This is a genomic window from Variovorax sp. Soil_C_12 (genome assembly GCF_057657375.1).
This window is the reverse complement of record NZ_JBDGIO010000014.1, coordinates 180,303-199,349: the sequence shown is the minus strand read 5'-3', so window position 1 is coordinate 199,349 and position 19,047 is coordinate 180,303. Positions and strand designations below refer to the sequence as shown.

The following is a 19,047-nucleotide window of genomic DNA, read 5'->3' as shown; positions in this document are numbered from 1 at the left end:
GGAGAGTCGCGTTTGGGCAATTGCTCTGACATCTCGAATGGCCGCTTCAGAGCGCAGCGGATGCCCGCTCCGGGCCCGAAGCAGCAGTAGGCTTTCCCCCAAAGCCGACCTCGGCTTATCAGCTGCTAACGCTTAAATGCCCGACCGTAGTCGCTCAATGCTCGCGCGATTTCGCGCAGCATCTCGCGATGCCCACCCTTCCAACCATTGCGAGACGCAGCAGCCTTGCCCCGCTCAGTTCGCGGCCCGGTGGATTGCTCCCACGGGCTCCAGCGCCTTATCGCTTCGGCCTGTCGTTGGCGTTGCTCGGGTGTCCACTTGCGTGCGGCCATGGCTTCCATCCTCTAAAAGTTCGGTCGGAGCGATTTGCTTTTCTCCCGCGTGCGCGCTTGCGTGCGTATTGGTTGCGAAACCCCCGTTGTTCACTTGCTGCGGCCCGTTAGCGATATTGGCCTGTCGAGCGAACACCACGGGCGGATTCTTCATCTCTGCCAGCGTCTCGATGGTCGAGCGGCATTGGCTCTGCGCCTTCAACGCGAGGCGAAGGTAGGTTTCCGTCGCGCCAAGGTACTCACCCATATTCAGCGCAGCACGGCGGGCCAGCTCGGTGTAAACGGCATTCAATGATGCGGCCTGCGCGGTCAGCATCGCCTCAGCCTCGCGCATGTCGCCACAGTTCACGGCATCGCCTTTTTCTTTCAGCACGGCCACGCAGTCGGAAAGCGATAGCTCGCCAAGCTCAGCACGATTGAAGGACACCAGCGTTGCAGCGTTACCGACCAAGCCACGCCCGGCAAGCTCCGCAAGGAGTCTGTCATTCGTCTTGCCCGCCGTCGCCTCGACTTGCAGAACGCGCGACTTCGGAGGCGTCGCGGTCTTCGGGACTGTCTTGCTTGTCATGTGTCGATGTCCTTTGCAATCACAGTCGATGGGTTGCGGTTGGCTCGCTGTTCACCAGTCCGGTGAAAAGACGCGCGGGCTTTGCACTCAGTTGTTGATAGCTGCCATGCCCATGAATGCAGCCTCTTTGCACTGTAGGGATGGCAACATATAGAGGTGGTACACGCGGTGTCCTATGGCCTGCGTTTTCGGCATCAGGTGCAAACTCAGCCGGAACCCGCATGGATACTGGGTTTGCGACCTTTTCGGCCATAGTCACGCCGTGTCCTAGTCCTCTGCTCCATGTGTCACGCGGTGTCCTAGTTTTGGCCCCGACTAGGACACGACGTGACGTGGTATCACTCACGCGGTGTCCTAGGGCTTTTTTTTCCAGGGGTGCAGCTTTGGCAGCGGCTTCGGCAGCGGCAATCAGTTCGAGCCCATGCCGAGCACTGGTCACGCGCTTCCATTCGTTCGTTTCCGGCATCGCCTCCAGATGCTTGGCTGGAATGGCGAAGCACTCGCGTTCTGTCATCCGGTAGAGCGTAGGCAGACGCTGCCCACCTTTGGTACACCCACCCCGCCGCGTCACTGCCACAAGCCCCACGGCGCACAAGGCGCGCAGACTCCGGGCTAACGTCATGTGATGAGCGATTCCGCATTGCTTGGCGCGGCTCAGCGGCAATGACAAGTCGCCGTTGTTGTATCCCTTCAGCTCGCGAAGCAGCGCGAGATAGGCCAGCACGTCATGCGGCGATAGGCTCTTAAACGCGGGGCTGTCGTAAACGTCGTCGTACACGCGCAGGCTATGGCCTCTGGGGTCGCGGTGAGCCTTTAGCTTGCTCATGCGGCGCCCCTCATGCTGCAACTCCCAGGGCACGGCGAATGCCCTCAATAGGCCAGCCGAGGCGTCCCAGCACCCTGACGGGGCGCAAGCCATCTGGAAAAGTCTCCGCTGATGCCCAACCTCTCAAAGTCTGAGGACGGCGGCACAAATAGTAGGCAGCGGCGGCGGTGCCCACTGTGGGGCGGGTCACAGATTCGAGTGGCGGGAAAGTCGGCGCGCTTGCGGCCTGTTTCGTCTCCACACTGTGAAGCGTTGCGGTTTGCAGCGCGTGCTGCATCGCGGTCTTAGATTGCATCTCTGCATCTCCTGCGCCATCTCGGCGTTAAGGGTTTCAATCGGTCCGACTGACCAACTGACACAGCCAGCGCATTCACTGCGTTGGGCTGTTGGTCGTATTCTATAAGCGTCGATTGATTCCCTCCAACAGATACCACCCTCCGCACCAATCATGAGGAATGATTGATTCATAAACGCGTGCGTCTTGACGACCCCTCAGGAAACCCCCCGCAGAACGTCACTTCACGGCGCGCAGCTTACCGGGCACTGCATCAGGAACGAACACGACACCAGCCAAGTTCAGGATGTGCGCCTCGATTTGCTCAAGGTACGGGCGCAGTGCGTCAATGCTTCGCGGGCGATAGCCCTCGGCGGTTGCGCTTGGCTTGTGTCCCATGACTTGCGCAATGGCTCCAGCAGGCGCGCCGGCAGCTTCGCCAAGCAGCGAAAACGAACGGCGCAGGCCATGAATGGTCAGCCCCTCGATTGCGGCGCTCCGCAGGGCGTTGGCATGGCTGGCGCGTGTGTCGGTAATGCGTTTGGCCTTGCCCGTACTGGCGAACACAAAGGCATTGGTGCGCGGCAACGACGCCAGCAGTTGCGCCAGATAGGGCGTCAGCGGAATGGTGCGGGTCGCGTCCACCTTGTCGGCAATGGTCAGCTTGCCCCATTGAAAATCGACGTTCGCCCATGTCAGTGCAGCCAGTTCCTCGCGGCGGGCACCAGTCAGCAGCAGGGCGCGCAAGTAGGCGGATGCGGTACGGTTGCTCAGTTGCTCCACCCCGGCCCACCAGCCCGGCACTTGTGCGGCCTCCAGGGCATCGGTGCGGCGGGTTGTGCTCGGCAGGCTCTCCACGATGGCGGCGGCCCTGCCTGCCTCGCGGTCGGTCTGCCCCCGGTACTCAGGGCGGGCAGCGCACCAGCGAAGAAAGCCCCGGAACATCATCAGAGCGCGGGCGGCTTGATGCTTGCCTGCGACAGCTTCGCGGTCGTACCAGACCTTTAGGCTGTCCTCATTGATGGCGGTCAGCGGCAATGCCAGCAACGGAAAGAGCGGCCCCGGTCGAGTCAGCCCCTCCCCTCGCTTTTTCTTCACGCCACCGGCTGCGGCCATCGCTTTCAGGTCTGCCAAATAGCGCGGCTTCCAAGCGTCGCGGCGCTTTGGTCTTCCACTCTCCAGATACAGCGGCCAGACTTCGCCCACCGTCAGGGCCCGCGCGGCATTGCCTGCGGCTTGTGCGGCCTTGTCGGCGGCTTGCTGGCGCTCCACTTCTCGCGGGTCGGTCCCACCGTCAACCATCATCTTCAAACGTTGCGCTTCGCCTCGGGCAATTTCTATCGGCCAGTCTGAGGCGGTCCCGATGTTGATGCGCAGCGTTGCGCCATTCAGGCGCGACTCGAAAACGTAGGTCTTGCGACCTGTCGGCGTCGCGCGCAACGCCAGTGCGGGTGCTTCGGTATCCCAGAGGAAGGCTTGAGACTTGCCCGGCGCGCAGGCGAACGACTCAACCCGGCCAGCGGTCAGGCGAACCCTGCTTTTCTGTGCATTCATGGCGCGACCCCGAATCTGTAGGCAATCTGTAGGCAAATCAGGCGAATATCGCCATGCTTCAATCAACGCTTTAACTGTTTGCCCATCCAGCAGAACCGTCGTAAGTTGTTGATTTCTATCGATTGTATCTACAGTGCTCAACACATGGGAATATATCTATCCCATCATTCGTAATGAGAAGGTCGGGTGTTCGAATCATCTCTCCGGCACCAAAAAAAAGTCCCGAAACGCCCTATTCATGCGGGCTTCAGGTGATCCGAAGGTTTCCAGTGTGGTAGTTTCTGTGGAAGCTGCCCCCGTGAGACTCGCCTTCGGCCCTCTTCAAGTGACCATCAAGTACACGTACCCGCGAGGCGGGACGACGATCTATCAGCGGTCTGTGCCCAAGGCACTCCACGATCGCTACCCCAGCAAGACAATCAAGAAGGTTCTCCAAACCACGGACCCCGTAAAGGTGGCCCATATGGTGGCTGACCTGAACCGCCAAGTGGAAGCCGAGTGGGCCGGCCTTTTGGCGTCACCGGAATCTTCCCCCAAGGCGCTCAAGGTCCACGCTGATGCGCTCCTCCGGTCGTATGGCCTTGCCCCGCACACGCCAGACAACGACCCCCGTGCCATCGAACTGCTGCACGATCACATCGACAACAAGCTCATGCGTTATGCGGGCGGCGATGAGCGGTTGTACCGGAACGCTGACCCTGCCGAGTACCTCACGGTGGTTGAGCAGGAAGCCGGTAAGCGCCTGCACGGCAAGCCTCGGGACACCATCGAGGATGCTCTGAGGGTGTACCTTGAGACTCATACGAAGCGCGATGATGAGAAGTTCGCTTCCTACACCCGCCTTGCTTTCGCGTCCCTGATCGCCGTGACGGGCGACAAGGACATCGCCGCCTTCACCCGTGAAGATGCCCGCCGCTATGTCGCAGTCGAGTTGGCGAAGGTGAAGACCGGCACCATCAAGCGGCGCTTCGGTGTCTTCACCGCCGTGTGGGGGGCGTATCGGCGTGAGCGTGACCCGAAGTGCGTCAACCCGTTTGAGAGGTTGAGCATCGCCGGGGACGGTAAGGACGCGACGCCCCGCGTGCCATACACACCCGAGCAACTGCGCACGCTCTACGCCCGGTGCAGGGCCAAAGATGACGACCTTCGTTGGATCATTGCCATGTTGATCGACACGGGATGCCGGTTGTCGGAGGTGGCGGCCCTCGCTTTGGAAGACATCAAGCTCGATGCCGAGGTTCCCCATGTGGTCATCAAGCCGCACCCGTGGCGCCGCCTCAAGAACAAGGCCAGCGAGCGCACGGTGCCCCTGGGAGTAGAACCGCACCCCGTCGGCTTCGACGCTGGCGGTCTTGAGAATCTCGGGGGGCTCGAGGCCGATCAACTCCGCGAGCTCGTGCAGGGTCTGCACATAGAGTGGGAGTGGGGCGACAGGGTTCTCCCTGTCCGATGTCGTTTGCATGTAGCGTTCCTTCGGTGTTGCGAAATCATCTGAAGTTGATGACATCGGTAAGTAACAGGCGCGACCTGCTAGTTCCAACTCGAAGGAGGCCATGCGCCAGGCGACGCGGCCGCTGCTGCCCGACGCTATGCGCTCAATCGAAGTTCGGCTCGGTCCGCTCTTCGGCAGCGACCGGCACCGGCGCCGGCGCCGCCTCCGCGATCGACAGCACCGCGGCCGCCGTGCGCTGCGCCGCGCCGCGGTTGGCGCTGGCAAACGCCTGCGCCGCCTCTGCCATCGCCTCGCGCCGGTCCTGGTGCTCGACCAGCTTGAGGGCGGCGGTCACCGCGTGCTCCATGTCGCTCACGCGCTGCGAGGCACCGGCCGCGAGCGAGAGCTCGGCGGCCTCGGCGAAGTTGTAGGTGGAGGGGCCCATGATCACCGGGCAGCCGCAGGCGGCCGCCTCGATCAGGTTCTGGCCGCCCAGCGCCTCGAAGCTGCCACCCAGCAGCGCCACGTCGGCCAGGCCGTAATACAGCGCCATCTCGCCGAGCGAATCGCCCAGCCAGATCTCGGACTCGGCCGGCGCGCCGGCAGTACTGCGCCGCGCCACCGCGAAGCCGTGCGATTCGATCAGCGCCGCGACCTCGTCGAAGCGCTGCGGATGGCGCGGCACGATCATCCATTGCACGTCGTGCACGCGGCGAGCGATGGACTGCACCGCATCTTGCGCGGGCGGCACCGGCGCGAGCGCGCCGAAGCGCTTGAGCACTTCCAGCAACTGGGCCTCTTCGCCGTCGCGCGAGCTCGCGAGCATGACCACCGGGCGCGGCAGTTGGCCGCGCAGCCGGGCCGCGGTCGCGAGCTGGCGTGCATCGGGCGTGGCGTCGAACTTGAGGTTGCCGTACACGCCCTCGACCTTGGCGCCGAGCGAGACCAGCCGGTGCGAATCGGCCTCGGTCTGCGCCCAGACCGCCGCCAGCGAAGAGTAGGCGGGCCGCGCCAGCCAGCCCAGGCGCTCGGCCGAGGCCAGCGAGTTCTCGTTCAGGCGCGCATTGGCCAGCACCAGCGGGATGCCGCGCTCGGCGCAGGCGGCCGTGAGCTCGGGCCAGACCTCGGTTTCCATCAGCACGCCGATGCGCGGCTGGAAGCGGTCCAGGAAGCTCGCCACCGCAGCCGGTGCATCCCAGGGCTGCCAGACCTGCAGGTCGCCGGCTTCCAGCAACTTGGCGCCCTCCTCGCGGCCGGTGGCCGTGCCGTGGGTGAGCAGGATGGGGATGCCCGCGTACTGGCGCCGCAGCTCGGCGATCAGGATGCCGGCGGCACGCGCCTCGCCCAGCGAGACGGCATGGACCCAGCACCAGCCGGTGCCGGCCGCGGCCTCGTCATACTGGCCGAAGCGTTCTTCGACCGCATGGGCGTAGCCGGGCTCGGCCACGGCGCGCCGGCGCAGCTTGCGCCGCACCAACGGCTGCGCAAGGGTGGTGAAAGCGCCGTAAAGGCGCAGCAGCAACGAACGCACGCTCGACCAGGAATCAGAATCAGTGCGCGGCTTCGGCGAGGGTCGCATCGGGCTTCACGCCCTTCAGCAGCGCGAGGAAGTCGTGCTGGATGCGATCCAGCGCCGCCTGGGTCTGGCCCTCGAAGCGCAGCACCAGCACCGGCGTGGTGTTGGAGGCGCGGATCAGGCCGAAGCCGTCGGGCCAGTCCACGCGCAGGCCGTCGATGGTCAAGACTTGCGCCGGTGCGTCGAACTTCGCCGCCTTCACCAACTGCTCGACCAGCGCATGCGGTTCGCCCTCGGCGCATTTGACGTTGAGCTCGGGCGTCGAGAAGCTGGTGGGCAGGGCGTTGAGCGTGTCGCTCGCGTTGGGCGTCTTGCTCAGGATCTCGAGCAGCCGGCAGCCCGCATAGGTGCCGTCGTCGAAGCCGAACCAGCGCTCCTTGAAGAAGATGTGGCCGCTCATCTCGCCGCCCAGCGGCGAATCGATCTCCTTCATCTTGGCCTTGATCAGCGAGTGGCCGGTCTTGAAGATCATCGGCTTGCCGCCGGCGGCCTCGATCGCGGGCGCCAGGCGCTGCGAGCATTTCACGTCGTAGACGATGGTGCCGCCCGGCACGCGCGAGAGCACGTCCTGCGCGAACAGCGTCATCTGGCGGTCGGGGAAGATGTTCTGCCCGTCCTTGGTGACGATGCCCAGGCGGTCGCCGTCGCCGTCGAAGGCCAGGCCCAGCTCGGCGTCGCCGGAGGCCAGTGCCGCGATCAGGTCCTTGAGGTTCTCGGGCTTGCTGGGGTCGGGGTGGTGGTTGGGGAAGTTGCCGTCGACCTCGCTGTAGAGCTCGGTCACCTCGCAGCCGATGGCGCGCAGGATGGCGGGCGCCGAGGCGCCGGCGATGCCGTTGCCCGAGTCGACCACGATCTTGATGGGCCGGGCGAGCTTGATGTCGCTGACGATGCGCTTTGTGTAGGCCTCCATGACGTCGACCTTGCGCACGCTGCCGCCGGGGGCCAGCTTGGCGCTGTCGGCTTCCATCACGCGGCGCAGGCCCTGGATCTCGTCGCCGTAGATCGCGCGGCCGGCCAGCACCATCTTGAAGCCGTTGTAGTCCTTGGGGTTGTGACTGCCGGTGACCTGGATGCCGCTGCTGGCCAGCGTGTGGGCGGCGAAGTAGAGCATGGGGGTGGTGACCGCGCCGACGTCGATCACCTCGATGCCGGTGGCCACCAGGCCGCGGATCAGGGCATCGGCCAGCGCCGGGCCCGAGAGGCGCCCGTCGCGCCCGACCGCCACCGCCTTCTCGCCGGCCGCGCGCGCCGCGCTGCCGAAGGCCTTGCCGAGCGCCTCGGCGACCTCGGCGTCGAGCGTGGTGGGCACCACACCGCGAATGTCATAGGCCTTGAAGATCGATGCACTGAGCTGCATGGGCTTCCTTTGGGGTGAGTTCGAAAATTGAAGACCATTGTAGGCATGCGCACTTGCCGGCAGATGTCCGGAAATGGCTACTCCTGCATGCTGCGCTCCGTATCATTCGAGACATGTCCCTGCCATCCGCCTCCCCCGCCGGACTCGAGAGCGACGCCTGCTACCTGGCCATGAAGGCCCACGACGCGCGCTTCGACGGCTCCTTCTTCACCGGCGTGACCTCCACCGGCGTCTATTGCCGGCCGGTCTGCCGCGTCAAGCTGCCGCGGCGCGAGAACTGCCGCTTCTTCCAGCATGCGGCCCAGGCCGAGGCCGCGGGCTTTCGCCCTTGCCTGCGCTGCCGGCCCGAGCTGGCGCCGCGGGCGGCGAGCTGGTCCACCGAAGACGCCTCGCGCATCCTCGCGCTGCAGGCGGCCCGGCTGATCGACGAGCCCGATGCGTGGGACGACGACGGTCCCGGCGCCGCCCGCATCGCCGCACGCCTGGGCGTGAGCGACCGGCACCTGCGCCGCATCTTCGAGGCCCAGTTCGGCGTCTCGCCGCTGCAGTACCTGCAGACGCGCCGGCTGCTGGCCGCCAAGCAGCTGATCGCCGACACCCGCCTGCCGATGACGCAGGTGGCGCTGGCCAGCGGCTTCGCCAGCGTGCGCCGCTTCAACGCGGCCTTCGTCTCGCACTACGGCCTCAACCCGAGTGCGCTGCGGCGGGCCGGCACCGCGGCCAGGGAGCACGGCGGCGGCTCGGTCGGCGTGCGCCTGGGATACCGGCCGCCCTACGATGCCGCATCCATGCTGGGCTTCTTCGAGCGCCGCGCGCTGAGCGGCGTGGAGGCCGTCGGCGAAGCCGGCGGCACGCCCCAGCTGGCCCGCACGCTGCGCGTCGCGCAGGGCGAGCGCGTGCATGCCGGCTGGCTGCAGCTGCGCTTCGACGGCGAGCGCGAGCACGTGCTGCTGCAGGTCGGCGATTCGCTGGCCGCGGTGCTGCCGACGGTGATCAGCCGGGTGCGCGCCATGCTCGACCTGGATGCCGACCCGATGGCCATCAACGCCGCGCTGCATGCCACCTTCCCGCAGGGCGACGGGCTGCGCGTGCCGGGCACGGTCGACGGCTTCGAGCTCGCGGTGCGCGCCGTGCTGGGCCAGCAGATCACCGTGGCCGCCGCGCGCACGCTGGGCACGCGGCTGGTGCAGGCGCTGGGCGAGCCCATCGCCACACCGGTCGCGGGGCTGGACCGGCTGTTCCCGACGCCTGCAGCCCTCGCTGCCGCGAGCGGCGACACGCTGGGCCAGCTGGGCATCGTCCGGCAGCGGCAGGCCGCGCTGATCGCGCTCGCGAAGGAAGTGCTGGAGGGACGGCTGGCCCTGCATGCCGGCGCCGACGTGCCGGCCACGCTCGCCGCCCTGCAACAGCTGCCCGGCATCGGCGACTGGACTGCGCAGTACATTGCCATGCGGGCGCTGCGCTGGCCCGATGCCTTCCCCGCCGGGGACATCGCGCTGCAGAAGGCGCTGGGCGTGAGCTCCGCGCGCGCCGCGGCGGAGGCCTCGCAGCCCTGGCGGCCGTGGCGCAGCTACGCGGTCCTGCGGGCATGGCACAGTCCCCTGCCTGCCAGCGGGTCCGCCACGGCGGTGCCGCCCGCCCTCGAAAGCGTGTGCGCGTGAATGAGCGTGAATGAGAAAGACAACATCATGAAATTCAAGAATGCCACCCTCTACAGCTGCACGATCGCGAGCCCGCTCGGCGCCGTCACGCTCGCGGCCACCGATGCCGGCCTGGCCGGCGCCTGGTTCGAACGGCAGCGCCACTGGCCCGACACCAGCGGCTGGCAGGACGATCCCGGGCATCCCGTGCTGCGCGAGGCCGCGGCCCAACTGGCCGACTACTTCGGGGGGCGCCGCCAGCACTTCGACCTGCCGCTGGATCTTTCGCACGGCACGGCCTTCCAGCAGTCGGTGTGGCAGGCGCTGCTGGCCATTCCCGCGGGCCGCACCACCAGCTACGGCGCCATCAGCGCGGGCATCGGCAATCCCGCCGCGGTGCGCGCGGTGGGCGCGGCCGTGGGCCGCAACCCGATCAGCGTGATCGTGCCCTGCCATCGCGTGCTGGGCACCGACGGTTCACTGACCGGCTACGCCGGCGGCCTCGAACGCAAGAGCGCGCTGCTCGAACTGGAAGGTGCCTTGTGAGCGAAGGCGAGTGCGCGGCCGCGAACACGGCGCCCCAACCGGTCGCGCCCGCGGCGCCTGCGCGTCCGGCCAGCAAGCGCTGGCTGGTCGACCTGGTGTTGCTGGGCATGCTGTGGGGCGCCTCCTTCCTCTTCATGCGCATCGGCGCGGCCGAGTTCGGCGCCCTGCCGACGGCCTCGGTGCGGGTCGCGATCGCCATGCTCTTCCTGCTGCCGCTGCTGTTCGTGCGCGGCCAGTGGTCCAGCTTCAGGCAGTACTGGAAACCGGCGCTGAGCATCGGCGTGCTCAATTCGGGGCTGCCCTTCGCCTTCTTCTCCTTCGCGCTGCTCACCATCAACAGCGGCCTGGCCGCCGTCCTCAACGCCACGGTGCCGATGTTCGGCGCGCTGGTGGCCTGGGGCTTTTTCGGTGAGCGGCCGGACCGCTCGCGCACCCTCGGCCTGGTGATCGGCTTCGCCGGCGTCGCGATGCTGGCCGGGCGCAGCGCGGGCCTGCAATCGGGCGCGGACGAAACCGCGGCGCGCTGGGCCATCGGCGCCTGCCTCGCGGCCTGCATCTGCTATGCCTTCGCGGCCAGCCTGACGCGCAAGCACCTCTCGGGCGTGCCGCCGCTCGCCACCGCCACCGGCAGCCAGATCGGCGCCACGCTGGCCCTGGCACTGCCGGCCATCTGGCTATGGCCGGCGCAGATGCCGAGCCTGAAAGCCTGGCTCGCGCTGCTGGCGCTGGGCACGGCCTGCACCGGGCTGGCCTACATCCTGTTCTTCCGCCTGATCGAGAGCGCCGGGCCGGCGCGTGCGCTGACCGTGACCTTCCTGGTGCCGGTGTTCGCGCTGTTCTACGGCGCTGTCTTTCTCGGCGAGGACATCACGCAGTGGATGCTGGTGTGCGCGGTGGTGATCGTGTGCGGGGTGGCTTTGTCGACCGGGCTCGTGAAGCTCGGGCGGCGGCCTGCGGCGACGACAGCCGCCGCGGGAAAGCCGTAGCGGCTAGGCGCGCTTTTTCAGCAGCGCGGACGCGCCGCTGGCATTGGCCACGTCCGCCGCGGTGGCGAGCAGTGCGGGGCCCAGGCCCAGCATGCGCGCCTGCGTCAGGCGGACCAGCGGCCCGGCGATCGTCACGACGCCGATCACCGTGCCGTCGCCCAGGCGAACCGGCGCCGCCATCGCGGCCATACCGGGCGCAAAGACCTCGGTGATCATCGCGAAGCCGAGCTTACGCGCATTCCGCAAGTAGCCGAGCAGGGCCTTGACCGAGGTCACCGCCTTCGGCCCGAAGGCCTTGGGGGTTCCGAAGCCTTGCCTGGCGACGATCTGCAGCGCCTCCTCCTCGGGCAGGGTGGACAGCCAGGCGTGGCCGGCGGAACTGCAGGACAGGTTGACCGACAAGCCCATGTCCGGGTCGTAGCGCAACCCCCGCGTGGCGCCCTGCGCCTTGGCCACGAAGATGAGCGCGTCCCCGTCGACCACCGCCAGGCGCACCAGTTCCCCCGACTCGGCCGCGAGGCGATCGAGCAGCGGCTGCGCCACGTCCACCACCCCGCTGTTGCTGAGGAAGCTCAGGCCCAGCGACACCAGCTTGATCGTCAGCATGTAGCGTCCGTGGCTCTGGTCTTGCCGCACATAGCCGCAGCGCACCAGCTCCGACAGCAGGCGGTGCGTCGCGCTCAGGGGCATGTCGAGATCGGCCGCGAGCGCGGACAGGGGGCGCCCTTCGGGATGGGCGACCAGGTGCTCGAGAACTTTGAAGCTGCGTTCGACGATGGCGGTCATGACGGCGCAACTTTAACTCCAACGCTGCCAAGTGTTTTCACTAGTGGAAATGTTTTCCACTTCGTCCCTATGATCGGCGCCTGCGCTTCGGCCCTCGCTGGCGGCGCGTCCACTTTCCAATTTCCTGGAGTTCATCTTGAAGTTCCTCCTCCGCACGCTCGCCGTGGCCGGCGCCACCCTCGCACTGGTCCACGCCGCCCTGGCCCAGGACGCGCAGGAACGCGTCATCCGCTTCGGCCATCTCAACAACCCCGACCATCCGGTCAGCTTCGGCGTCAAGCGCTTCGGCGAGCTGCTCGCGGCCAAGAGCGGCGGCAAGATGAAGGTGCTGGAGTTCCCGGCCTCGCAGCTGGGCAACGAGATGCAGCAGCAGTCGGCCCTGCAAGGCGGCGTGCAGCAGATGTCGGCGCCCGCGACCACCTCGCTGGCCGGCATCGTCAAGGAATTCGGTGTGGTCGACTTCCCGTTCGCGGTGAGCTCCTTCGCACAGGCCGATGCGCTGCTCGACGGCCCGCTCGGCCAGGCACTGATCGCCCGGCTGCCCGAGAAGGGCCTGGTCGCGCTGGGCTACTGGGACCTGGGCTTTCGCAACGTCACCAACAGCAAGCGCGCCATCACGAAGCCCGAGGACCTGGAGGGCCTGAAGATCCGCGTCATCCCCAACCCGGTGTTCCTCGACACCTTCAAGGCCTTCAAGGCCAACCCGGTGCCGATGCCCTTCGCCGAGCTGTACGGCGCGCTGGAGGCGAAGGCCGTGGACGGCCAGGAGAACCCGTACTCGGTGATCCTCTCGAACAAGTTCTTCGAGGTGCAGAAGTTCCTGAGCGCCACGAACCACGTGTATGCCGCGAACATCGTGCTCGTCAGCAAGAAGTTCTGGGACACACTGAGCCCCGCCGAGCAGAAGATGATGCGCGAGGCCGCCGACGAGGCGCGCACCTACCAGCGCCAGGTCAGCCGCGCCGCCGCGCAGAAATCCGTGGGCGAGCTGCAGGCCAAGGGCATCCAGTTCAACGAGCTCGGCGCCTCCGAGCAGGCCCGCATGCGCCAGATCGCCAAGCCGGTGGTCGAACGCTTTGCGGCCAGCTACGACGCCGGCATCGTCAAGCTCTACAACGACGAGCTCGCGCGCATCCGCAAGTCGGCCCCATGAGCGAGTCCGGCACCATGAAGATCCTCGTCCTGCACGGCCCCAACCTCAACCTGTTCGGTCGCCGCGAACCCCACATCTACGGCACCACGACACTGGCCGAGATCGATGCCCGGCTGGCGGCGCTCGCCGCCGAGCTCGGCGTCGCGCTGGAGACGATCCAGTCGAACCACGAAGGCGAGCTGATCGACTTCCTGCACAGGAACATCGACGATGCGGCCGGTGCGCTCGTCAATCCCGCCGGCCTCACGCAGCACGGCGTGCCGCTGCACGACGCCATCAAGGCCATGCCCTTTCCGGTCCTGGAGGTCCACATGTCGAACATCGCCGCGCGGGAAAGCTGGCGCGCGCATTCGATCATCTCGCCGGCGGTCAAGGGCACGATCCAGGGACTCGGCCCGCATTCCTATCTGGCGGGCCTGCGCGCGCTGGTCGAGATGCAGCGCGAAGCAAAAGCCTAGATCGCGCCGGCCACCACGTTGATCGACAAGGCCAGCACCAGCATGTTGAACGCAAACGACAGCACGCTGTGCACGAGCGTGATGCGGCGCATCTCGCGCGAGCGCACCTGCACGTCCGACACCTGCGAGCACATGCCGATCACGAAGGCGTAATAGAGGAAGTCGAAGTAGTCCGGGTCGAGCTTGCCCGGAAAATCCAGGCCCGGATCGCGGCCCGGCTGCGCCTGGTAGTAGCGGTGCGCGTAGTGAAAGCCGTAGATCGTGTGGATCATGAACCATGAGCCCGCGAGCGCCAGCAGCCCCAGCACGACGTGGCCGATGCGCTCGGCCCCGCCCAACTGCCCGACCTGCTTGAGCAGCAGCGTGATCGCCACCACGCTGGCGGCGATCACGCTCACCATGGTGGCCAGTATCAGCGCGCTGGGCTGGTCCAGCGACTGGGCGCGCGCCTGCGTGCTCCGGGCGTCGGAGGTCTCGGCCAGCCACCAGGCCGGCAGCAGGTAGACGGCCGCGCCGAAGCACCAGCCGAGCAGGAAGCGCGTCGCGCCCTCGAGCGGCCAGGGCAGCAGGCCCAGCGCGATGCCGAGCGCTACGCCCAACAAGAGCCGCTGCCAGCCCGTCATCTGCATGAAATGGATGCGCATGCGGGGCACTGTAGCGTGCGGCGACAATCGCGCACCCACCATGAAGACACGAACCCACTGGCACAGGCTGCTGCTCGCCGCCTTCAGTCTCTGCGGCCTGGCGCACGCCCACGCCGCCTCGCCCGCCCCCGCCCGCGTCCCCGACACCATCGAGCAGCGCGTCGCCGCCTGCATCGCCTGCCATGGGCGCGAGGGCGCCAGCACCAACGCGGGCTACTTCCCGCGGCTGGCCGGCAAGCCCGAAGGCTATCTCTACAACCAGCTGCTGAGCTTTCGCGACGGGCGCCGCTTCAACAGCGACATGGCCCACATGGTGCGGCACCTCTCCGATGCCTACCTGCGCGAGATCGCGCACTACTTCGCCGAGCTCGACCTGCCCTACCCGCCCGTCTCCACGCGCAGCGATGCCTCGGCGCAGAGCCTCGCGCGCGGCAAGGCGCTGGTGTTCGAGGGCGATGCGGCGCGCGGCATTCCGGCCTGCGCGCAATGCCATGGCCAGGCACTGACCGGCATCGCGCCGGCCATTCCCTCGCTGCTCGGCCTGCCGCGCCTGTACCTCGCCTCGCAGCTCGGAGACTGGCTCAACAACAGCCGCCACGCGCTGCCGCCGGACTGCATGGCGGAGGTGGGACGCAAGCTGAACACGGACGACATCAACGCCGTCGCGAGCTGGCTCGCACTGCAGCCGGTGCCCGCCAACCCCAAGCCCGCGGCCACGCCGCCCGGACCGCTGCCGATGCCCTGCAGCGCCATGGGGAAGTGACGGCCATGCGACGCACCCTCTATGCCCTGCTCGCCCTCGCCGTGCTGCTGATCGCGGCCGCGCTCGGGCTCGTGGCCCTCAACCTGCGCGGCGAAGAGCCGCTGCCCGAGACGCCGGCCGCCTTCAACGCGACGCCGGCCCAGGTCGAACGCGGCCGCTATCTCGCGCTGGCCGGTAACTGCGCCGGCTGCCACACGACACGCGGCGGCGCGCCCTATGCCGGCGGCGTCGGCATCGAGACGCCCTTCGGCACGGTCTTCGCCGGCAACCTCACGCCGCACCAGGAGGCCGGCATCGGCCGCTGGAGCGCCGCGCATTTCTGGCGTGCCCTGCACAACGGCCGCTCGATGGACGGCCGTCTGCTGTACCCCGCCTTCCCCTATCCGAGCTTCACGCGCGTGACGCGCGAGGATTCGGATGCGATCTACGCCTACCTGCGCACCGTGCCGCCGGCGCCGACGCCCAACACCGCCCACAAGCTGCGCTTTCCCTACGACACGCAGGCCGCACTCGCAGTGTGGCGCGCGCTGTTCTTCGCGCCCGGCAGCTTCGTCGCCGACCCTGCAAAGCCGCCCGAGTGGAACCGCGGCGCCTACCTGGTCGAGGGCCTGGGCCATTGCATCGCCTGCCACGGCACGCGCAACGTGCTGGGCGCCACCGAGGAGAAGCTGGGCCTCTCGGGCGGGCTGATCCCGGTCGAGAACTGGTATGCGCCTTCGCTGAACGCGAAGCGCGAGGCCGGCGTTGCGGACTGGGACACGCAGCACGTCGTCGCGCTGCTCAAAAGCGGCACCTCGCCGCGCGGCTCGGTGATGGGCCCGATGGCCGACGTGGTCTTCCGCAGCACCCAGCACCTGAGCGAGGCCGACCTGAACGCGATGGCGGTGTTCCTCAAGCAGTTGCCCGAAGCCAAGGCGGCGGACACCCCCGCCCCCGCAGCGCCCGTGCGCCGCGACGCCGGCGTGATGGCGCGCGGCGCGAAGATCTACGACCAGCAATGCGCCTACTGCCATGGCGACGCCGGCCAGGGTGCCGAGGGCGCCTATCCCGCGCTCGCAGGCAGCCGCGCGGTCAACATGGGCTCGGCCGTCAACCTGGTGCAGGTGCTGCGCCATGGCGGCTTCCTGCCCGCCACCGCCGGCAATCCGCGCCCCTACGGCATGCCGCCTTTCGGCCATGTGCTCGACGACGACGGCATCGCCGCCGTGCTCAGCTACATCCGCGGCTCGTGGGGCAACGATGCACCGCCGGTCACGCGCGGCCAGATCATGCGGCCCTGAAACCCTGCGCGGCGCTTGACCTTGCCATGATGGTAGGGTTGAGACTTCGCCCTGGCCTTCGACAGTGCGAAGGCAAAAAAGGAAGCGCAATGAGCCAGGCCCTCCGCGGCAGTGAACCCTTCAACATCGGCGAGGCGGCGGCACGCTCCGGCGTCTCGGCCAAGATGGTGCGGCACTACGAGTCGCTCGGGCTGCTGCCCCGCATCAGCCGTACCGACGCGGGCTACCGCCAGTACAGCGACAAGGACGTCCACACGCTGCGCTTCATCCGCCGTGCCCGCGACCTCGGCTTCAGCATGGCCGAGATCGCCGAGCTGCTGAAGCTGTGGCAGAACAAGCGCCGTGCCAGCGCCGACGTGAAGCGCATCGCCCTGGCCCATGCGGCGGACCTGCATCGCCGCATCGACGAGATGGCGAGCATGCAGCGCACCCTCGAGCGCCTGGCCGAGTGCTGCCATGGCGATCATCGGCCCGACTGCCCGATCCTCGACGAGCTCGCCGAGCGCTGACAACCCCGCGACGGCCAGGGGTCCGCGCAAAAGCCTTGACCTTCCCATGATGGAAGGGTCGACAGTGGCCCCATCTGGAAAACACGAGAACCACCGATGTCGATGGACAACAGCTTGACGATGCCGGCACCTGCCGCCGGCCTGAAGGAACGGGCCCTGCAGATCGAAGGCATGACCTGCGCCTCCTGCGTGACGCGCGTCGAGAAGGCGCTGGCCGGCGTGCCCGGCGTGGCGTCGGCCACGGTGAACCTGGCGACGGAGAAGGCCGAGGTCCGCTTCGCCGGCCGCGACGTGGAGACGGCCGCGCTCGTGGCCGCCGTGCGCAAGGCGGGCTACGAGGCAAGCGGTGCCGACGAGGCGCAAGCAGCGTCCGCGCCGGCGGCAAGCCGATGGCCCGACTGGTGGCCGGTGGCGCTGGCCGCGCTGCTGTCTGCGCCGCTGCTGCTGCCCATGCTCGGGCTGCTCTTCGGCCGCGCATGGATGCTCGACGGCTGGCTGCAGCTGGCGCTGGCGACGCCAGTGCAGTTCTGGCTCGGCGCGCGCTTCTATCGCGCGGGCTGGAAGGCCCTGAAGGCGGGCGCCGGCAACATGGACCTGCTGGTCGCGCTGGGCACCTCGGCCGGCTATGGCCTGAGCGTCTATCTGCTGCTCACGCACGGCGGCCACGGCCTGCCGCATCTGTACTTCGAAGCGTCCGCGGTGGTGATCACGCTGGTGCTGCTCGGCAAATGGCTGGAGCTGCGGGCCAAGCGGCAGACCACGCAGGCCATCCGCGCGCTGAACGCCTTGCGGCCCGAACGCGCGCGGGTGCGCCGCAACGGGCAGGAGCAAGAGCGGCCGCTGGAGCAGGTGCGCGTCGGCGACGAGGTGGTCGTGCGCCCCGGGGAGCGCATCCCCGTGGATGCCATGGTGCTCGAGGGCGCCAGCGAGGTCGACGAGTCGCTCATCACAGGTGAGAGCCTGCCGGTCGCCAAGCACGTCAACCATGCCGTGACCGGCGGCTCGGTCAACGGCGAAGGCTTGCTCGTGCTGCGCACCACCGCCGTCGGCGCGGAGTCGACGCTCGCGCGCATCGTGCGGCTGGTCGAGTCGGCGCAAGCGAAGAAAGCGCCGATCCAGCGCCTGGTGGACCGCGTGAGCAGCGTCTTCGTCCCGGTCGTGATCGCCATCGCCTTCGCCACCCTGCTCGGCTGGGGTGTGGCCACCGGCGACTGGGAAGCGGCGATCCTCAACGCGGTGGCCGTGCTCGTCATCGCCTGCCCCTGTGCACTAGGACTGGCCACGCCGACCGCGATCATGGCCGGGACCGGCGTCGCGGCGCGCCATGGCGTGCTGATCAAGGATGCCGAGGCGCTCGAGGTTGCGCACGGCGTCGGCATCGTCGCCTTCGACAAGACCGGCACCCTGACCGAAGGCCGCCCGGAGCTCGTCGCCTTCGAGGCCGTGGATGGCGATGCCACCGCCCTGCTCCAGGCCAGCGCGGCCATCCAGGCCGGCAGCGAGCATCCGCTGGCGCGTGCCGTGACCGCCGCGGCCACGAAGCAGGGCCTGGCGATCCCGGCCTCGAGCGAGGTGCGCGCGGTCGCCGGGCGCGGCGTGGCGGCCACCGTCGAAGGCCGCGCGCTGCGCCTGGGCAGCAGCCGCTTCATGGGCGAGCTCTCGGTGCCGACGGGCAAGCTGGCCGAACGTGCCGCGCAACTGCAGGGCGAGGGCCGCACCGTTTCCTGGCTGGCCGACGTCGGCGCCGGCCCGAAGCTGCTGGGCCTGCTCGCCTTCGGCGATGCGCCCAAGCCCAGCGCCGCGGCCGCCATCCGGCAGCTGCATGCGCAGGGCATCCGCACCGCGCTCGTCTCGGGCGACAACCGGGGCAGCGCCGAAGCCGTGGCGCGGCTGCTGCAGATCGACCTCGTGCACGCCGAAGTGCTGCCCGAGGACAAGGCCGCCATCGTCGCGCAGCTCAAGGCGCAGGGCACGCGCGTCGCGATGGTGGGCGACGGCATCAACGACGCGCCGGCCCTGGCTGCCGCCGACGTCGGCATCGCGATGTCGACCGGCACCGACGTCGCCATGCATGCCGCCGGCATCACCCTGATGCGCGGCGACCCGGCGCTGGTGAGCGATGCGATCGACATCTCGCGCCGCACCTACGCCAAGATCCGGCAGAACCTCTTCTGGGCTTTCGTCTACAACGTGGTGGGCATTCCGCTGGCCGCCTTGGGCCTGCTGAGCCCTGTGATTGCAGGCGCGGCCATGGCCTTCAGCAGCGTGAGCGTGGTGGGCAATGCGCTCCTGCTGCGGCGCTGGAAGGGCAGCGCGGAATGAGCCCGGGCTTCGGGCGCGGGCCGGCGCCCTGAAGCCCGCGG

General features: G+C 68.1%; 17 protein-coding genes. 10 read left to right on the top strand and 7 right to left on the bottom strand.

What is annotated here, in order from left to right; genetic code table 11:
• Positions 1-234: 234 nt before the first annotated feature.
• The 3 genes from AC3A6X_RS29180 to AC3A6X_RS29170 form a co-directional block, all read right to left on the bottom strand.
• On the bottom strand, positions 235-900 hold the full coding sequence (locus AC3A6X_RS29180; RefSeq protein ID WP_487845429.1) for a hypothetical protein: 666 nt from the start codon (positions 898-900) through the stop codon (positions 235-237).
• Between the two features lie 19 nt (positions 901-919).
• Positions 920-1,726, bottom strand: coding sequence for a hypothetical protein (locus AC3A6X_RS29175; RefSeq protein WP_487845428.1), 807 nt, complete (start codon positions 1,724-1,726; stop codon positions 920-922).
• 514 nt (positions 1,727-2,240) lie between these two features.
• Positions 2,241-3,554 carry a tyrosine-type recombinase/integrase gene (locus AC3A6X_RS29170; protein WP_487845427.1) on the bottom strand — a complete coding sequence of 438 codons (1,314 nt, stop codon included), beginning with the start codon at positions 3,552-3,554 and terminating at the stop codon, positions 2,241-2,243.
• Between the two features lie 133 nt (positions 3,555-3,687).
• Between AC3A6X_RS29170 and AC3A6X_RS29165 the strand changes: the two genes are divergently transcribed.
• Positions 3,688-5,049 carry a DUF6538 domain-containing protein gene (locus tag AC3A6X_RS29165; protein WP_487845426.1) on the top strand — a complete coding sequence of 454 codons (1,362 nt, stop codon included), beginning with the start codon at positions 3,688-3,690 and terminating at the stop codon, positions 5,047-5,049.
• Between the two features lie 100 nt (positions 5,050-5,149).
• Here AC3A6X_RS29165 and AC3A6X_RS29160 read toward each other — a convergent pair whose 3' ends face one another.
• Together AC3A6X_RS29160 and AC3A6X_RS29155 are read right to left on the bottom strand one after the other, a co-directional pair.
• Complete coding sequence (locus AC3A6X_RS29160) at positions 5,150-6,517, bottom strand: 3-deoxy-D-manno-octulosonic acid transferase (protein ID WP_487845425.1); 1,368 nt, start codon at positions 6,515-6,517, stop codon at positions 5,150-5,152.
• Between the two features lie 19 nt (positions 6,518-6,536).
• On the bottom strand, positions 6,537-7,919 hold the full coding sequence (locus tag AC3A6X_RS29155) for a phosphomannomutase/phosphoglucomutase (protein WP_487845424.1): 1,383 nt from the start codon (positions 7,917-7,919) through the stop codon (positions 6,537-6,539).
• Positions 7,920-8,032: 113 nt separating this feature from the next.
• Here AC3A6X_RS29155 and AC3A6X_RS29150 point away from each other — a divergent pair, with 113 nt between their 5' ends.
• Genes AC3A6X_RS29150 through AC3A6X_RS29140 form a run of 3 tightly spaced genes read left to right on the top strand, consistent with a single transcriptional unit; the run spans position 8,033 to position 11,091 of the window.
• A complete protein-coding gene (locus AC3A6X_RS29150; protein WP_487845423.1) occupies positions 8,033-9,580 on the top strand; it encodes a DNA-3-methyladenine glycosylase 2 family protein in 1,548 nt (515 codons plus the stop codon).
• 27 nt (positions 9,581-9,607) lie between these two features.
• The gene (locus AC3A6X_RS29145; protein WP_487845422.1) at positions 9,608-10,105 is read left to right on the top strand and encodes a methylated-DNA--[protein]-cysteine S-methyltransferase; all 498 of its coding nucleotides are present in this window, start codon (positions 9,608-9,610) and stop codon (positions 10,103-10,105) included.
• Positions 10,102-11,091, top strand: coding sequence for a DMT family transporter (locus AC3A6X_RS29140; RefSeq protein ID WP_487845421.1), 990 nt, complete (start codon positions 10,102-10,104; stop codon positions 11,089-11,091). Before AC3A6X_RS29145 ends, AC3A6X_RS29140 begins: the two co-directional genes overlap by 4 nt.
• A gap of 3 nt (positions 11,092-11,094) precedes the next feature.
• Here AC3A6X_RS29140 and AC3A6X_RS29135 read toward each other — a convergent pair whose 3' ends face one another.
• Positions 11,095-11,877, bottom strand: a complete 783-nt coding sequence (locus AC3A6X_RS29135) for an IclR family transcriptional regulator (RefSeq protein ID WP_487845420.1) — start codon at positions 11,875-11,877, stop codon at positions 11,095-11,097.
• Between the two features lie 136 nt (positions 11,878-12,013).
• Between AC3A6X_RS29135 and AC3A6X_RS29130 the strand changes: the two genes are divergently transcribed.
• On the top strand, positions 12,014-13,030 hold the full coding sequence (locus AC3A6X_RS29130; protein ID WP_487845419.1) for a TRAP transporter substrate-binding protein: 1,017 nt from the start codon (positions 12,014-12,016) through the stop codon (positions 13,028-13,030).
• A gap of 14 nt (positions 13,031-13,044) precedes the next feature.
• Positions 13,045-13,488 (top strand): type II 3-dehydroquinate dehydratase, encoded by a 444-nt coding sequence (locus tag AC3A6X_RS29125; RefSeq protein WP_487845418.1) that lies wholly within the window; start codon positions 13,045-13,047, stop codon positions 13,486-13,488.
• Here AC3A6X_RS29125 and AC3A6X_RS29120 read toward each other — a convergent pair.
• A complete protein-coding gene (locus tag AC3A6X_RS29120; protein ID WP_487845417.1) occupies positions 13,485-14,132 on the bottom strand; it encodes a DUF1345 domain-containing protein in 648 nt (215 codons plus the stop codon). The two genes, AC3A6X_RS29125 and AC3A6X_RS29120, sit on opposite strands and share 4 nt — an antisense overlap.
• Before the next feature lie 40 nt (positions 14,133-14,172).
• On the opposite strand from AC3A6X_RS29120, the gene AC3A6X_RS29115 reads away from it, so the two are divergent.
• From AC3A6X_RS29115 to AC3A6X_RS29100, 4 genes are all read left to right on the top strand, one after another.
• The gene (locus AC3A6X_RS29115; protein WP_487845416.1) at positions 14,173-14,895 is read left to right on the top strand and encodes a c-type cytochrome; all 723 of its coding nucleotides are present in this window, start codon (positions 14,173-14,175) and stop codon (positions 14,893-14,895) included.
• A 5-nt stretch (positions 14,896-14,900) separates the two neighbouring features.
• On the top strand, positions 14,901-16,175 hold the full coding sequence (locus AC3A6X_RS29110; RefSeq protein ID WP_487845415.1) for a cytochrome c: 1,275 nt from the start codon (positions 14,901-14,903) through the stop codon (positions 16,173-16,175).
• An 89-nt stretch (positions 16,176-16,264) separates the two neighbouring features.
• Positions 16,265-16,684 (top strand): Cu(I)-responsive transcriptional regulator, encoded by a 420-nt coding sequence (gene cueR / locus AC3A6X_RS29105; protein WP_487845414.1) that lies wholly within the window; start codon positions 16,265-16,267, stop codon positions 16,682-16,684.
• A gap of 96 nt (positions 16,685-16,780) precedes the next feature.
• Entirely contained in the window at positions 16,781-19,006 is a 2,226-nt protein-coding gene (locus tag AC3A6X_RS29100; protein ID WP_487845413.1) for a heavy metal translocating P-type ATPase, read from the top strand.
• Positions 19,007-19,047: the final 41 nt, after the last annotated feature.

Coding starts and splice junctions, on each gene's coding strand:
- AC3A6X_RS29180 (WP_487845429.1), bottom strand. CDS start 900: ATGACAAGCAAGACAGTCCCGAAGACCGCGACGCCTCCGAAGTCGCGC.
- AC3A6X_RS29175 (WP_487845428.1), bottom strand. CDS start 1,726: ATGAGCAAGCTAAAGGCTCACCGCGACCCCAGAGGCCATAGCCTGCGC.
- AC3A6X_RS29170 (WP_487845427.1), bottom strand. CDS start 3,554: ATGAATGCACAGAAAAGCAGGGTTCGCCTGACCGCTGGCCGGGTTGAG.
- AC3A6X_RS29155 (WP_487845424.1), bottom strand. CDS start 7,919: ATGCAGCTCAGTGCATCGATCTTCAAGGCCTATGACATTCGCGGTGTG.
- AC3A6X_RS29150 (WP_487845423.1), top strand. CDS start 8,033: ATGTCCCTGCCATCCGCCTCCCCCGCCGGACTCGAGAGCGACGCCTGC.
- AC3A6X_RS29145 (WP_487845422.1), top strand. CDS start 9,608: ATGAAATTCAAGAATGCCACCCTCTACAGCTGCACGATCGCGAGCCCG.
- AC3A6X_RS29135 (WP_487845420.1), bottom strand. CDS start 11,877: ATGACCGCCATCGTCGAACGCAGCTTCAAAGTTCTCGAGCACCTGGTC.
- AC3A6X_RS29125 (WP_487845418.1), top strand. CDS start 13,045: ATGAAGATCCTCGTCCTGCACGGCCCCAACCTCAACCTGTTCGGTCGC.
- AC3A6X_RS29120 (WP_487845417.1), bottom strand. CDS start 14,132: ATGCGCATCCATTTCATGCAGATGACGGGCTGGCAGCGGCTCTTGTTG.
- AC3A6X_RS29115 (WP_487845416.1), top strand. CDS start 14,173: ATGAAGACACGAACCCACTGGCACAGGCTGCTGCTCGCCGCCTTCAGT.
- AC3A6X_RS29110 (WP_487845415.1), top strand. CDS start 14,901: ATGCGACGCACCCTCTATGCCCTGCTCGCCCTCGCCGTGCTGCTGATC.
- cueR (WP_487845414.1), top strand. CDS start 16,265: ATGAGCCAGGCCCTCCGCGGCAGTGAACCCTTCAACATCGGCGAGGCG.
- AC3A6X_RS29100 (WP_487845413.1), top strand. CDS start 16,781: ATGTCGATGGACAACAGCTTGACGATGCCGGCACCTGCCGCCGGCCTG.